This is a genomic window from Coprococcus eutactus, assembly GCF_025149915.1.
Taxonomy (GTDB): Bacteria; Bacillota; Clostridia; order Lachnospirales; family Lachnospiraceae; genus Coprococcus; species Coprococcus eutactus.
In genome coordinates, this window is the sequence record NZ_CP102278.1 from 2,464,296 (window position 1) to 2,479,349 (window position 15,054).

Annotated in this window: 12 protein-coding genes; 1 reads left to right on the plus strand and 11 read right to left on the minus strand. The window is 44.4% G+C overall.

The window, feature by feature from the left end; all coding sequences use genetic code 11:
- Nucleotides 1-22: 22 nt before the first annotated feature.
- On the plus strand, nucleotides 23-364 hold the full coding sequence (locus NQ536_RS10965) for a hypothetical protein (protein WP_004849915.1): 342 nt from the start codon (nucleotides 23-25) through the stop codon (nucleotides 362-364).
- Between the two features lie 49 nt (nucleotides 365-413).
- Here the strand turns inward: NQ536_RS10965 and NQ536_RS10970 are convergent, their stop codons facing one another.
- From NQ536_RS10970 to NQ536_RS11020, 11 genes are all read right to left on the minus strand, one after another.
- Nucleotides 414-1,439 carry a hypothetical protein gene (locus NQ536_RS10970; RefSeq protein WP_004849913.1) on the minus strand — a complete coding sequence of 342 codons (1,026 nt, stop codon included), beginning with the start codon at nucleotides 1,437-1,439 and terminating at the stop codon, nucleotides 414-416.
- Nucleotides 1,440-1,471: 32 nt separating this feature from the next.
- Complete coding sequence (locus NQ536_RS10975; RefSeq protein ID WP_004849911.1) at nucleotides 1,472-2,506, minus strand: SGNH/GDSL hydrolase family protein; 1,035 nt, start codon at nucleotides 2,504-2,506, stop codon at nucleotides 1,472-1,474.
- 37 nt (nucleotides 2,507-2,543) lie between these two features.
- Nucleotides 2,544-4,133: an MBOAT family O-acyltransferase gene (locus NQ536_RS10980; RefSeq protein ID WP_044997827.1), complete on the minus strand. Its 1,590-nt coding sequence runs from the start codon at nucleotides 4,131-4,133 to the stop codon at nucleotides 2,544-2,546.
- A 69-nt stretch (nucleotides 4,134-4,202) separates the two neighbouring features.
- The gene (locus NQ536_RS10985; protein ID WP_004849907.1) at nucleotides 4,203-4,430 is read right to left on the minus strand and encodes an acyl carrier protein; all 228 of its coding nucleotides are present in this window, start codon (nucleotides 4,428-4,430) and stop codon (nucleotides 4,203-4,205) included.
- A gap of 85 nt (nucleotides 4,431-4,515) precedes the next feature.
- A complete protein-coding gene (locus NQ536_RS10990; protein ID WP_004849906.1) occupies nucleotides 4,516-6,132 on the minus strand; it encodes an AMP-binding protein in 1,617 nt (538 codons plus the stop codon).
- Nucleotides 6,133-6,473: 341 nt separating this feature from the next.
- Entirely contained in the window at nucleotides 6,474-7,439 is a 966-nt protein-coding gene (locus tag NQ536_RS10995; protein ID WP_004849905.1) for a carbohydrate kinase family protein, read from the minus strand.
- A gap of 21 nt (nucleotides 7,440-7,460) precedes the next feature.
- On the minus strand, nucleotides 7,461-8,939 hold the full coding sequence (locus NQ536_RS11000) for a glycoside hydrolase family 32 protein (protein ID WP_004849904.1): 1,479 nt from the start codon (nucleotides 8,937-8,939) through the stop codon (nucleotides 7,461-7,463).
- Between the two features lie 76 nt (nucleotides 8,940-9,015).
- Complete coding sequence (locus tag NQ536_RS11005; protein WP_004849902.1) at nucleotides 9,016-10,035, minus strand: ABC transporter permease; 1,020 nt, start codon at nucleotides 10,033-10,035, stop codon at nucleotides 9,016-9,018.
- Between the two features lies 1 nt (nucleotide 10,036).
- Complete coding sequence (locus NQ536_RS11010) at nucleotides 10,037-11,536, minus strand: sugar ABC transporter ATP-binding protein (RefSeq protein ID WP_004849900.1); 1,500 nt, start codon at nucleotides 11,534-11,536, stop codon at nucleotides 10,037-10,039.
- A gap of 174 nt (nucleotides 11,537-11,710) precedes the next feature.
- Nucleotides 11,711-12,718 (minus strand): sugar ABC transporter substrate-binding protein, encoded by a 1,008-nt coding sequence (locus tag NQ536_RS11015; protein WP_408639981.1) that lies wholly within the window; start codon nucleotides 12,716-12,718, stop codon nucleotides 11,711-11,713.
- Nucleotides 12,719-13,054: 336 nt separating this feature from the next.
- Entirely contained in the window at nucleotides 13,055-15,052 is a 1,998-nt protein-coding gene (locus NQ536_RS11020) for a LacI family DNA-binding transcriptional regulator (RefSeq protein ID WP_004849897.1), read from the minus strand.
- Nucleotides 15,053-15,054: the final 2 nt, after the last annotated feature.

The window sequence follows — 15,054 nt, forward strand, 5'->3', positions numbered from 1 at the left end:
TGGGAAAAAGGTCACCGCGACAATGCGTGTCAATGTGACAGCCATCACATTGAACACAGGCCAGAGCTCAAGCAGACTGAAGGTTACAGGTTTTCAGAGAGGGGACAGTGTCAGGGCATGGACATCTGGCAACAGCAGGATCGTGAAAGTTACTGGAAAACCCAATGGAACCTGCGTTCTGACCGCCGGCAAGGTAACAGGCAAAACCACCATTACCATCACTATAAAGAGCGGCATAAAGAAAACAGTCACGATAACTGTCAAAAAGCCTGTTGTCAAAACCAGAAAGATTACTAAGGTTCCAACGAAGATCAACCTTAAGCGCGGCAAGATATCTGCCAGATGCAAAGCTACAGTAAAGTAAATAAAGTGGACGGGGGATTCTATCCTCCGTCCACTTATGTGTTTTATATCTAGTTGTTGGATACCGTCCCCTCGGATTGCTGTGCCTCCAGCGACACAGTCTCTCCGGACATATACTTCACATAATCCAGATAGTCATTATTCCAGTCCGCATACTTTTCTGAATGTCTCTTATCCTTAAAAGAATAATTCTCTGAAATATATTTTCCAAGATAGGCGCTTACCTTCTCTGCGCCCTTGCAGTTGAGATGTCTTCCGCCATCCCTCGTGTCGGTGCTCCAGTCAATAGCATAATCACCCTTGAGCGTATTCATATCGACAAAATCAATATTCTTGGCCTTAGCATACTTAACCATTGCATTGTGTCTTGCATAATTCCATGACTTCGCCGTCGGAGTCTCCATGAATATGATCTTGATTCCATTCTTCTCACACTTGTCTATAAGCTTATCGAGCAGTATCTTTGATACCTCCGGTATGTCCTCAACAGCCTTGGTTTCCACCATCTTGCTCTGGCCTGAAAACGGCTTAACATCCATGCTCAGATACTGGCCTCTTGATGCCGATCTGTATGTATAATCCTTGCTTCCGAACATGTCCTTCACATCCATGGACTTCCATCTGTTGTGATACTGTGCAAGAGGCAGATACTTATATGCCAGATTCTTCAGATTGTTCTCCACCTTTTTCAATGTCGTCTTGCCTGTCCACAGCATATTTACATCGAACACCACAAGCTTCGGTTTCTGACATGAGAGCACCTCGTCCAGTAGGTTTGAGGCACCTGTCACATTCTGAAATCCCTCTGCTGCAACATACGTTGGTATCCCGAATCTGTTCCATATATACATTGGCGAACATGCACTGTATGCATTGCTGTCTCCAAGTATCAGCACATCTATCGAATTCTTTGGCTCACCATAAAACCCTCTTGCATTTGAGTTTGTTATTCCGCTTCCCGGGTCACTGCGCTTCGGGGTAAATGCCACGCCAAGCACCCCCAGGATAACCACAAACACCATTGCAAATGCTATCATCTTTATAAGATTATGTCTGCTGTCTTTTTTCATAATCATCACCCTTACTGTTGCCTGTCAGTCAACTGTGATCACTCCCCCTCGCCTGCATTCCCCGGCTCCTGAACATCATCACTGTCAACTTCTATATATATTTTCTTCTTCAACATATAGCTTCTATACTCCGCATACTCCTTATTCCAGTTTGCGTACTCTATGTCATTCTGCTTATTCTCAAATGTATAGTTGGATGTGAGATACTTTCCAAGGTACGCAGTAACTTTTCTGGCACCGTACGAATTCATGTGCATTCCGCCATACCTGGTATCCTCACTCCAGTCTATTGCATATTTTCCTGTCAGAGTATTAAAATCAATAAATGTCATATCGTGCTCTTCCGCATAAGCTTCCATAGCAACATGTCTTGCATATGTCCACGAAGTTGCAGTTGGAGTCTCCATAAGAACCACTTTTATTCCATTTTCTTCACATTTTTTTAAAAGCTTTTCAAAAAAGAATTTCGTTATCCATGGGATGTCATCAACCTCATCCGATTCCTGCATCTTATCCTCGCCAACATATGGAAGAACCTTCCTGCTTAAATTCTGTCCGCGGGTACTTGATCTGTAAGTATAGTTCTTGCCCTTAAATCCATCGCCCAGAGACATATTCTTCCATCTGTTGTGATACTTTATGATCGGCACATACTTATACAGTATATTTGTTATGCAGTCTTCTGTCCGCTGTGTATCGGTTTTTCCCGACCACAGCATATTCACATCAAATACCATAACCTTGGGTGACTGACACTCAAGCACCTCATCTAGTATATTTAGTGCACCCACGATATTTTGGTTTCCCTCTGCTGCTACATATGATGGTATACCATATTTCTTCCATATAAACATAGGTGAATACGCACAGTATGCATTGCTGTCACCAAGTACCAAAAGGTCTATGGAATTCTTCCTTTCTCCGTAAAATCCCCTGGCATTTGGATTTGTCATTCCTCCCTGCAGATCGCTTGTCTTAGGTGTAAATACCTCACACAGCACCGCCAGCATTGTTGCAAACAGTACCACAAATATAATTGACTTTATCAGTTTCTTAATACTCTTGCTATTCATCCGGATCAATTCTAATCTCCACTAAAATTTTATAAATCTAGAACTGGGCATATATGAATCCTGCCACCTCGTAGCCCTTTCCATATGCGCCAAGTATTATCACAGAAAATAGCAGCACATAATATACTGCCCATCTGAGGACTATATTCTTCGATGCAAGCTCCGCTCTTATCTGATGTCCTTTCTCCTTGTAAAGTCCAACCAGGAACAGTATGAGCGCTCCCGCCATCAGCACTGCGAAATCAGCCATGTCAAGCTTTATTCCAAGCAATGTTCCATTTGTAAGATCTGCAAATGTAAATCCCTTGAACATTGACACAAACATATGCCCAAATGCTGTCAGATCATCCGCCCTAAACATGAGCATTCCAACATTTACAAACAGGAAAGTTCTAACAACCTGAAGCAGCCTGTATATCTTTCCCTGCCTGTCCACATGCATTTTATCATAAAGCTTTTTGAAAAACGGCTCGGTAAGCAGTCCGATAATCATAATCGCCCAATAATAAAGACCATACATTACATATTTCCAGCTTGCGCCGTGCCATATTCCCGTTCCAAACCAGACGATAAACATCGCAACAGACATAGGGACAAATGTCGCGAAGAACGCATTCATATGTTCCCTTGTCTTCTTGCTGAGCTTTACAAACGGCTTCGATAGGGATACAGAATAAAATACATAATCCTTGAACCATGAGCCCAGCGTCATATGCCATCTTCTCCAAAACTCGCTCACCGTCTTTGATATAAATGGCTGGTTAAAGTTCTCAGAAAGTCCAATTCCAAACATCTGGGCACTTCCTCTCACAATATCCATGCATCCGGAAAACTCTGCGTAGAGCTGAAGTGTGTAGAGAAGCATTCCGCATACGACAGGAAGTCCTGTGTAATCACTGTAATTGTTAAAGATCTGGTTGACGTACATATTTGCACGGTCCGCAATCACTATCTTCTTAAAAAATCCCCACAGTATGAGCTGAAGTCCCATCGTCATGTTCTCATAACTGAACTTGTGCCCCTCATACATCTGGTCAGCCACCAGGTCAAATCTTGCTATAGGACCCTCAACTATATGAGGGAAAAATGCCAGGAACAGAGCCACCTTGCCAAAACTGTCCGAGGCTCTGTATTTGCCCCTGTATACATCAACAATGTAGCTTACTGCAGACAGAGTATAAAATGATATTCCTAGAGGCATCATCCTCTGATACATGGGATTCTCAATATTTATATGTATAAGTCCCAAAATGTCCGTGAACACCTGTCCAAAGAAAACAGAGTATTTCAAAAATACCAATATGCCCACATTCACAAGCACAACACACACACATATACATTTCTTCTGCCATCCTACCAGTGCCTTGTACTCTTTTTTATTCTCCTTCGGAAGTGCCTTGCGCGCCATATTGTAGCCATCATCTATCTTGTTAATCAGCAGTCCGCCAATGTATATTGTCAGAGAGCCAAACAGGATAAACAAAATGTATTTTCCTGAGTTGATAAAATAAAACAGATAACTGAATGTAAGCAGCACCTTCCATCTGTGTTTGATCGGCACTATATTGTAGACTATAAAGCAGCCCAGCAATATAAATACCAGATATGATATCGACGTATATGACATATTTTCCACTCCTCAAGTATTTTTGACGGCAGTCAGTTCCAACCATCTTCCAATATCTGTATCTTGATCCTACTCATCTTCAAGTCTCTTTATCATATCGTAGATAGTCTGAACCGTCTTGAAGTTCTCAGGTGTGATGTCGACAGGTGTGATATCAACGTCAAATTCATCGCTGAGCTGGAGTACCAGAGTTACCATCGTGATGGAATCCAGAACACCGTGTCCTATAAGGTCTGTCTCATTCTCATAATCAACACCAGGCTTAACGTCATTTAAAATCTTTAATAATTCTTCCATAATCTCATATCTCCTTATAATAAAAATTTTCTACATATTATAGTAATACCATCGCAGCAAATAAAGTGGATTATATAGATATTCGCTATTTACCCTGCGCGTATTCCGCCTTCAGCTTCTTTCTGTCAATCTTGCCATTTGCATTGTGTGGCATGCTCGTGATCCTTATGAATCGGTTCGGCTCCATGTAGTGCGGAACCCTCGCCTTAAACGCATTTAGCAGTTCAGCATCGTCCTTCTTCTTTCCTTCATATATGAACAGAATCTTGTCCGCCGCATCATCGTAGATACATGCATAACTCCTGATTCCTTCTATGGCTCCCGCCGCAGCCTCTATCTCTCCAAGCTCTATACGATATCCCATGTGCTTAATCTGATAATCCTTGCGGCACACATACACAAGCTCGCCATATTTGTTGTACTTCACCAGATCACCAGTCTTGTACACCAATTCTGGATAATTCGGATTGAGCGGATTCTGGACAAATGCCTCCTTCGTCTTCTCTGCATTTCCATAATACCCAAGTGCCACAAATGAACCTCTCGCGTAGAGCTCTCCTTCGCAGCTGAAGCCGGTCTCGGGATCCACCTCCGGTGACACCTCTTTTCCATCTTCGCCAAGGACAAACACATCGCAGTTGTTGCATGCATGCCCCATTGGAAGCGGCTCATCATCCGCAAATTCCCTGTTCACGACATAGTATGTGCATATGTCTGTTGTCTCTGTAGGTCCGAACAGATTTGCGTACATAGCATCCGGCAGATTCTCTCTCCAGTAATTTAAAGGTCTTGTCGGCATGACCTCTCCGGCAAACAGAACCTTCTTGAGCTCCGGCAGTTTTGCATATTGGAACATCTTATAATTTGCAACGATCTGCAGAGCCGAAGGCACCCAATATATCGTGTTTATCTTATAGGTGTTCAAGAACTCCATCAGTTTCATAGGGAAGGTGAAATATACCTTTGGTATGATATACAGTGTCGCTCCATTTTTCAGTGTGCTGTATAGATCAGATACCGACATGCTGAAATAAAACGGTGTCTGGCTTCCAAACACTGTATTTTCATCTATGCCAAATGCCTCTGTGTACCAGTCTATGTAAGCAATGATATTTGAGTGTGATACCACAGCGCCCTTTGGAACTCCTGTTGATCCCGATGTGAAAAGCGCATACACCGGATCAGTGTCTATCATCCTGGCTCTTACACCGTCCAGCCCGCTCTGATCCGCGTCAACATCCATCTCATCAAGATCTAACACTTTGATCTCATCAATGCAGCAGTTTCGTTCTCCTTCTTTGGAAACAGCCACCGCTTCCTGTGGCTCTGCCATCTTCTTCACTGCATATGCGACGTCCTTCGCAAGCTCCACATGAAGATCATCCGTCAATATCGCTGCCGGTCTTAAAGCTGCAAGTATGGACTCCGCTCTCTGCTTTGGCATCTCTGCATCGAGCACCACATAAAAGTTACCGCTGTAGACAACTCCCATGTACGCCGCCACACTCTCTGGTTTCTTGTCCAACAGCACAGCTATAGCTTTATTTCTCACGCCCTTGATCTCCGCCAATATCCATGCGCCTATCTTTCTTGAAAAGCTCTCCAGCTGGCTGTATGTCAGGCCACCATTCTCATCCGCAACCGCCAGCTTATCAGGATATCTCGCTGCTGAATTCTCTATAAATTCAAGTATATTTTTCAATACAACTCACCTCGTTCAATAACCTTTTTATCTTCTTTAAATCGAATTGATTATATGCCGTGCAACGTGTCAAATTCAACTTAATATACATTCAACATGCTTAATTATAAGTAAGACTTATTACAATTCGATCGGGGGCGGAGGGGACAGGTACCTCCGTCCCCCACATCGCCGGGGGATCAGGCACCTCCGTCTCCACACCACTGCTGTACATCCGGTGATTATAATAAATTTATTTTTAAGGTTCAATTGGGAGATTCTTTAAGAAAACATTAAAAAAGGGGCTGGATCACTCCAGCCCCAAGGTTTAAGGGAAATGTTTTATGTGAAATTTTTAATACCTATTTTAATGTGAGTCTTTCCATTGCCTCACTCTCTTCCGGAATCGATCTGAGTCCTCCGCGCTTTTCAACGCACAGGCTCGCCACCGCATTTCCATATCTTGCATACTCTGCAAGCTCATCTATACTGAATTCCTCCAGTCTCTTGCCCACTCTGACAAGCTGTGATACAAATGCTCCCCAGAATGAATCTCCAGCCCCCGTCGTATCCACCACATGGCTGGCAAATCCGGGAACCTTTCGGCTGCCATCCCTGCTGCATATCAGCACGCCCTCACTTCCCAGGGTTACCGCAACAAGTCTGACACCGCTTCCCAGAAGATACTCTGCTGCCTCTTCCGGATCGGCAAATGGTGTGAGAAGTGACGTCTCCTCATCCGAGAGTTTCATTATATCTACGAACGGAAGAATACTCTTCATCCTCTCCATCGCATTTTCTCTGCTGTCCCACAGCGGTGCTCTGTAATTTGGATCATACGATATAACCGCGCCGTATTTTTTTGCCTCCTTCACCGCCTGGAATGTAGTTGTCCTCGCCGGTTCATCCGTAAGTGACAGCGAACCTATATGGAACACCTTTGTATCCCTGATCAGCTCAGTATCAATCTCCTTGTAACAGAGCATCGTATCCGCTCCCGGCTTTCTGGCAAATGAAAATTCTCGCTCTCCGTTCTCATCCAGAGTGACAAATGCCAATGTGGTAAATACCGTGTCATCAACTACTATACCTTTTGTCTCTATCCCCGCCTGTTTTGCGGTCTCGATCAGGAAATTGCCGTGCATGTCATCTCCGACCTTACCTATAAAGGCGGTCTTAAGCCCGGCCTTGCCGGCTGCTGTTAGCATGTTCACCGGAGCACCGCCGGGATTCTGCTCGAAGAGCTTCATCCCGGAATCAGTGTTTCCGGCAGGTGTAAAGTCTATCAGGAATTCGCCAAGTGCCACAACATCATATTTCTTTTCCATGTTGGATCCTCCTTGTGAATTTTACTTTCCTGTGATCTCTATGTCATAGAATTCTACTCTGGCATCCTGTGCCAAAAGTCCTGTCTCAAACTCAGGCTTTGCATAGATCCTGTATGTGAACGCAACCTGTTCTCCGACAAATACCTCCACCATATCGTGGTCAACTATGATCTTTACATCTATCTCGCTGCCCTCTGTTATGTCAAATGTCTTCTCGCACACTCTGACTCCATCAGGACCCGGCTCAGTTGCCGGAGGTACAGACTGGCAGGACTGAACCCAGAATGGATCAACTCCCATAGGAAGATTTACCAGTGACACTCTCTGCATAGCCACATCGAACTCAAGGAGCAGGCATCCGCTTGCCTCTTTATCTGACTTGAGTAATATTCCAAAATGGTCATACACCTCTCTAGGCATGATCTTGCACTTCAGCATATAGCTCTCCTCGCTGTGTCCAAGGAAACCGTATGTACATGTGCTGACTGAATCCATCTCAACCAGTCTGTCTCCGTGAAGCTCTGCATTTCCAAGGACCGGAATGTAATCCCAATCTACATGTTTCTCAAATACATGCTCATATTCCTTTGGAAGCTTTACATCAAGTCCACCATCCTCAGTGGCAACAACCTCATGTGGCACACAGAAGGTTCCGCCCCAGTACCATTCGCCTCTGTCACTTCTGTCTGCTCTGTCGTGAGCCCAACCGAAGTAGAAACGTCTGCCGTCATCATCCTGCATGGACTTGGCTGCGTAGAATCTTCTTCCGCCTATGCCGTCCTTCTTTGGCTTTCTCCAAGGTCCAAATGGAGACTTTGCTACTCTGTATATTGTGTTTACATATTCTGAGAATCGTGAGTATGAGAGATACCAGTTATCTCCCATCTTGTACATCTCAGGGCACTCAGGACAGTTTGTGTGTCCCGGTGAATATATCGGTCCGTAATATTCCCAGTTGACAAGATCCTTTGATCTGTAGAGAACTATACAGCCCCTTCTGGTTATCGGCATATCCAGTCTTCTAGCTGAAATGAGGATCCAGTAGCATTTGTCCTCCTCATTATAGAAGACATATGGATCTCTCCAGTCAAGTTTCTCGTAAAGCTCTATCATAGGTGTGATGACCGGATTGGCAGCATCCTTCACCCATGTGATTCCATCCTCACTTGTTGCATGACATATGGTCTGCTGATACTCTGCAGTGAGGCAGTAGCCTGTATAGAATGCATGGTATCTGCCCTCGCCGTATATAACTGAGCCTGTCCACACTCCTGATGCATCCGGCTCGTCGCCCTCACCCGGATAGAGTGCTGTAGGAAGCTCCTCCCAGTGTACCAGATCCTCTGATACACTGTGGCTCCATGTGGTTCTAAGTCTTGCCGGGTACACTGTTGTTCCCGGAGGGGAAGTCAGTGAGAATATATGATATTTGCCCTCGTGGTAGAAAGGTATTGCATCTCCCGTGGAATCCGCGAAGGACATCTTTCTAAAAATCTCCATATTACTAATCCTTTCTATTGCTAAATTTGTTGAATATGTTAAATCGTTGATTGCCCGATATTTCTATCATAACCAACTAGTTTGCTGCAAGTTTCTTCTTCTTGAGAAGTTCAAGCTTGCCCTTCTGTCCGTCAAGGAGTACCGCACATGCGATGATAAGACCCTTGATGATGAGCTGCCAGTATGATGACACTCCTATAAGGTTAAGTCCATTTGAGATGATTCCGATGACCATGGCACCAAATACTGTTCCGCTGATTCTTCCCTTACCACCTGTCATGGACGTTCCTCCAAGTACACAGGCTGCGATGGCATCAAGCTCATATCCGCTGCCGACTGAAGGCTGTCCTGAGTACATTCTTGAACAAAGTACAAGTCCTGCAAATGCTGAGAGAAGTCCTGATATTGTAAATACTATGATCTCTATCTTCTTGATAGGTACACCTGAGAGTCTTGCAGCCTCACGGTTACCGCCTATCGCATATATATATGTTCCGAATTTTGTCTTGCTAAGGATAAAACTGAATAATATGATGAGCACTACCATGTACACTACTGGAAGTGGGATCACATTGAACAGGTATCCTGTTCCGATCTCGATGAAAAGCTTATTGGTGATACGTGTTGACTGTCCACCCGTGTAGACATAAGCTATACCACTTGCTATGTTCATCATTGCCATTGTGATGATGAATGCAGGCACCTTGAAGTTAGCAACTATAAAACCACTTATAAAGCCCGCTGCTGTACCTACCAGAAGTCCTGCCACTATGGCAACTCCGAGAGGGAGTCCCTGGTTAACTATAAATCCTACGGTCAGGGTTCCCGACATAGCTACTATCGATCCAACTGACAAGTCGATGTGTCCGAGTATGATTATCAGTGTCATTCCAAGTGCTATGTAGGTATTGATAGATATCTGTCTAAGCACTGATATGATGTTGTTGGTTGTGAGGAATTTGTCTGTGGCAAGTGCTACGGCCACACACATTATTATCAAAACCACTATGATTCCTATGTTACCCTTGACGATCGATGTCAGGGGATTGTTCTTCAATATAGAAGTTGCCTTTGAATTTTTCTTTGTCTCGCCCATATTATTCGATACCTCCTGCAGCGTATTTCATTATCTCTTCCTGTGAAAGCTCGTCCTTTGACAGTTTCTTAACAAGTCTTCCGGCTCTCACAACACACACGTTATCGCACATGTTGATGATCTCAGGAAGCTCACTGGATACCATGATTATCGCTATGCCTTCCTTTGCTAGTTCATTGATTACCGTATATATCTCAAATTTTGCATTTACGTCAACACCTCTGGTTGGCTCATCCAGAATGAGCACATCCGGCTTGGTTGCAAGCCATTTGCCCAGAACCACCTTCTGCTGGTTTCCGCCTGACAGGCTGCCCGCCTCAATCTCAGGCGATGCCGCCTTTATCCTCAGTCTCTGTGAATAATGGTCAATTACCTCGCCTCGTTTTCTCTCACTTATAGCGATTCCATTCATATAGAATCTGAGGGATGAAAGTGTGAGGTTGAATGCCACGCTGTTGCCAAGTACAAGGCCCTGTTTCTTTCTGTCCTCCGGAACCAGTGCTATGCCTGCCTTGATAGCCTGCATTGGATTCTTGAAGTGAACCGGCTTTCCTCCGAGTATCACCTCTCCCGATGTGAGCCGTGTTGCGCCAAATATCGCCTCCATGATCTCACTTCGTCCAGCACCTACCAGACCTGAGAATCCCAGGATCTCGCCCTTATGTACTGAAAAACTTATATCTTCAAAGACACCTGTCTGAGAAAGATTCTTTACCTCCAGAGCGACCTCTGCCTTGTCCATGTCGCAGTAATCTCTTGCATAGAAGCTCTCTAGATCTCTTCCTACCATCATCGCAACCAGCTCATTCGGGCTTGTCTCTGATGTCTTTTTTGTTCCTACGTATGCACCATCCCTGATAACGGTAACTCTGTCAGATATTCTGAACAGCTCCTCCATTCTGTGGGAGATGTAGATTATACTTACCTTTTTCTTTCTGAGATTCTCAATGATCTCAAATAACTGCTCAACCTCCTCATTTGAAAGTGATGAGGTTGGCTCATCCATAACTATTATCTTGCCGTTGAATGAGACCGCTTTAACGATCTCCACCATCTGCTGCTGTGCGATGGTCAGATTTTCTACTATTGTGTCTGCCTTTATATTCACACCGAGGGATGATATCATCTCCTCTGCTCTTCTGTTCATCTCTGCAAAGTCCAATGTTCCAAGCTTTGTCCTTATCTCTCTGCCGAGAAACAGGTTCTGTGCCACCGAAAGATATGGAACAAGTACGATTTCCTGATGTATTATTCCTATACCATTCTCTCTGGCAGCCGGAACTCCGTTGATCTTGACCTCCTTGCCATTTACCTTGATGATTCCGCTGTCAGGCTGGTAAATTCCGCCGAGGACCTTAATCAGTGTGGACTTTCCTGCACCATTCTCACCGAGCAGTGCGTGTACCTCTCCCAGTTCAAGGGAAAAGTCGATGCCGCTTAAAGCATATATTCCAGAGAAGCTTTTCTTTATCCCTATCATTTCCAGAACTGTCTGTCCCATATTAAACCTCCAAGTTTCTATATCAGATCATTTGTTGTCTTGCTGTCATTTTTCGGGATTACGGCCGGAGATCTCAGATCCCCGGTCTCTCCCGTGTTATATACATCTACATTGTGTCATATCTGCCAATTCCGGGTTCAGCTCCTCACTATTATTTTTGGAGCCGGTCCGGCTTTACTGCCAGTCGTTAACTGTCTTTTCAGCCTCATCCTTGAGTACAAGGTGTGAATCAAGATATACCTTCTTCTCGTCGATGGTCGTATCTCCGCCTACATACTTCTGTGCTGCGTTGAATGCATACTCTGCAATCTGTACAGGAACCTGACATGCAACTGCTGTGAACTCACCGTCAATGAGTGCCTGCTTACCATCTGGTGAAGCATCGATACTGTACACACCGATCTTACCAGTCTTATTTGCTGCCTTAACTGCTGCTGCAGCGCCGAGTGCTGATGGATCATTGATGCAGAAGAATGCCTGAAGATCTGTGTTTGCTGTGATGATATCCTCTGCAAGACTCATTGATGCATCAAGTGCAGCCTCGCCATCCTGCTGTGCCACAATATTGAACTTGTCCTTGTTGTCACCGAGTCCATCGAGGAAACCATTTACACGGTCTACACAGCTCTCATTTGATGGGAAGTCAAGGATCGCAATGTCTGCTCCATCCGGATAATCCTTAGCCATCTGCTCACCTACAAGCTGTCCTGCCATGTATGCATTTGTTCCAACGAACTGTGTTACAAAGTTCTCTATATCATCCTCGATAACTGCTGTATCTACATTGAAGATTGGGATTCCTGCATCTTTGATCTCTGCAAGACCAGATGTGATACCTGCTGAATCAACTGGGATGATGAACACTGCATCGTATCCACTGTTTGCCACGTCTGATAACTGGCTGAGCTGTGTGTTCAGATCGTAGTCAGGATCAAGACATGTATATGATATTCCGTTCGCATCACAGAGTTCCTTGAGCTTTGCATCTATTGAACTCTGGAATGTGTTGTTAAGTGTGTTTGTACAGAATGCAAATGACAGGTCGGATGACTTCGTGCTCTCCTGCTTTGTACCTGATTCAGATGAACCGCCGTCCGATGCGCCTCCTGCTCCTGATCCACAACCTGCCAGTAAACTAAGTGACATGCACAGGCATGCTCCGACTGCTAATAACTTCTTAATCTTTCTCATAATTTTTACCTCCAATATCATGTATTTCGTTTTTGCTAACTCGTTGTCGAAAAACTGTTATTAACCGGTTTTATTTACGTAAATTTTTAACTGTTTTTCGTCCCTTGTATGTTTAGATGATATATCCTTTGTCTGTTATTGTCAATAATTAGTGTTTTATTTATTATTTATTCGTCACTGTGCACAAATAACATTCATTTGCATTATACGCTTCGCAGACTGTTTATTATTTTTTACGTAAATATTCGCGTAATTATTCCGGAGTCTTGTGTATAAACGCAAAAAATCCTCCAGAGAGTTACATTTTTCTCTCTGGAGGATTTCATATCACCCAAGTCTGTCCGGCATGGACTCATGGAAGATTTCCTTCCATGCAAGCCTGAGCTGTTTCGGCTCGACCTGATACGGCTGAACTCCCACATACTTTGGAAGCTGTTCTTCACTTACCAGGGACTTGGCAACGACTGCAGCTGCCGCTCTTCCCTGCTCATATGGTCTCTGTGTGCTGAGTCCCTTAACTATTCCTTCTTCCATACACCGGGCTATGCCATGGTCAAGATCAGTGGTGAACACTGCCACATCCTCCCTGCCAAGCTCCTTGAGTGCCTTTATAGTCAGAAGTGCCGGGCGATCCCAGCTCACATACATTGCCTCAATTTCGGGATTTGCAGTTATCACATCCTTGGCTACCTGATATGCATTAGATATCTCTCCAAAACTCCTGATCGTCACTATGTCGATATCCGGATAACTGTCCTTTATTATTCTCTCAGCAGCATTATCCCTGACTCTTGTTCCATAGAATGCCGCGCCATGAATAATGAAACCTGCCTTTTTTTTCTTATTTTCCTTACAATATTCTCCCAACATTCTTCCCGTGTTCGTTCCATTCTCCGACTCATTTACTGATACACAGGACACATAGCTGTTCTTGGACATGCCATCTGGAACATTGCTTATGAACACAAGCTTTGACACCTTTGAAAGCTCCTGAAACTTTTCTCTGGTACGGCTGTCATCCGCTGGAATAGCTATAACTGCATCCGGTTTCTGAAGTCTTATGCCATCAAGCTGTGCATTCTGCAGTTCCGAGTCAAAATGTGCATCCATAACTGATACAACATCTATCCCAAACTGCTCAAGTTCCTCCCGAATTCCCTTCTCATGCAATTCTGCCCAAGACGTTCCGGTATAGTGGAAAGAGATCGCAACCCTGAAATGTCCTGTCTTTAGTCTGTGTTTCTCTTCTTTTGTCAGTACAACCGAATCCGGCGCTGCCGCTTTATCTCCAAATGGTCCATTGTCAAGCATCTTTGTGGATTTTCTGACTACAAGCTCTACATCTGCATAACAGTCATGCGATATGGCAACTCCCGTATTGATCTTCTCAAACAACATCCCAACAGCCTTGGCACTTAGTCCCTTCACATCTCTTCTCAGTATTGTAAGAGGTGGATAAGTAAGTTCAGACCAGCTCTCATCACCAAATCCAACCACAGATATCTCTCCCGGACAGTCGATTCCCATATCTCTCAGTGTCTTCATAAGATAAAGAGTTATTCTGTTGCCCCCCGCAAGTACAGCGGTCGGCCTGTATCTGCGCAGGGCTTTCTGAATAGCCAGCATGCAGTCATCCTCTCCTTTTTCCAACGTCACATCAACAATGTTTGCATCATTTGTATTTATATTGTATTTCTCCAGAGCATTCAGGAAACCTTTTGTTCTCTCATCCCTGGTGGTACTGTCCGTACTCTCTCTGAAAAACAAAACATTTTTGTGTCCACTCGCAAGCAGATAATCCGCGCCCTTAAATATAGCCTCACGGTCGCGAAACTCAACTGAGTCTATCCCTGATCCAAGTATATTTCTCTCCACGCAGACAAATGGAACACCCGACTGTATGAGTTTTGTGTAGTTAGATGCCACATCGCTCACCGGCGCATGTATGATACCGGCAACCTTCTTGTTGACCAGAAGTCCGGCAAGCACCTGCGCCTCCTCCTTGAGATCATTGTCTGTTATCGCCACAAGGAACTGATATCCCTGCACACTGACAAGCTGCTTCACATAAGCTACCATATCTCTGTATATAGTACTTTCAATGTTTGGAATGACTGCAACTATCGTGGACTCCCGTCCAACCAGCAGTTTTCTCTCCTTATCAGCTATCTTATTCTGGTATCCCGTCTCTACAATGATCTTCTCTATCTTATCCACAAGCTCAGGTCTTACATACCTCGTCCTATTTATAACATGTGATACCGTGGCTATTGACACCCCAGCCATCTCCGCTATTTCTTTTATTGTAACCTTGCTTTTACTCATAC

Excerpts from the sequence above, each read along its gene's own strand:
- NQ536_RS10965 (WP_004849915.1), top strand. The coding sequence starts at position 23 with ATGCGTGTCAATGTGACAGCCATCACATTGAACACAGGCCAGAGCTCA.
- NQ536_RS10970 (WP_004849913.1), bottom strand. The coding sequence starts at position 1,439 with ATGATTATGAAAAAAGACAGCAGACATAATCTTATAAAGATGATAGCA.
- NQ536_RS10975 (WP_004849911.1), bottom strand. The coding sequence starts at position 2,506 with ATGAATAGCAAGAGTATTAAGAAACTGATAAAGTCAATTATATTTGTG.
- NQ536_RS10980 (WP_044997827.1), bottom strand. The coding sequence starts at position 4,133 with ATGTCATATACGTCGATATCATATCTGGTATTTATATTGCTGGGCTGC.
- NQ536_RS10985 (WP_004849907.1), bottom strand. The coding sequence starts at position 4,430 with ATGGAAGAATTATTAAAGATTTTAAATGACGTTAAGCCTGGTGTTGAT.
- NQ536_RS10995 (WP_004849905.1), bottom strand. The coding sequence starts at position 7,439 with ATGGAAAAGAAATATGATGTTGTGGCACTTGGCGAATTCCTGATAGAC.
- NQ536_RS11000 (WP_004849904.1), bottom strand. The coding sequence starts at position 8,939 with ATGGAGATTTTTAGAAAGATGTCCTTCGCGGATTCCACGGGAGATGCA.
- NQ536_RS11005 (WP_004849902.1), bottom strand. The coding sequence starts at position 10,035 with ATGGGCGAGACAAAGAAAAATTCAAAGGCAACTTCTATATTGAAGAAC.
- NQ536_RS11010 (WP_004849900.1), bottom strand. The coding sequence starts at position 11,536 with ATGGGACAGACAGTTCTGGAAATGATAGGGATAAAGAAAAGCTTCTCT.
- NQ536_RS11020 (WP_004849897.1), bottom strand. The coding sequence starts at position 15,052 with ATGAGTAAAAGCAAGGTTACAATAAAAGAAATAGCGGAGATGGCTGGG.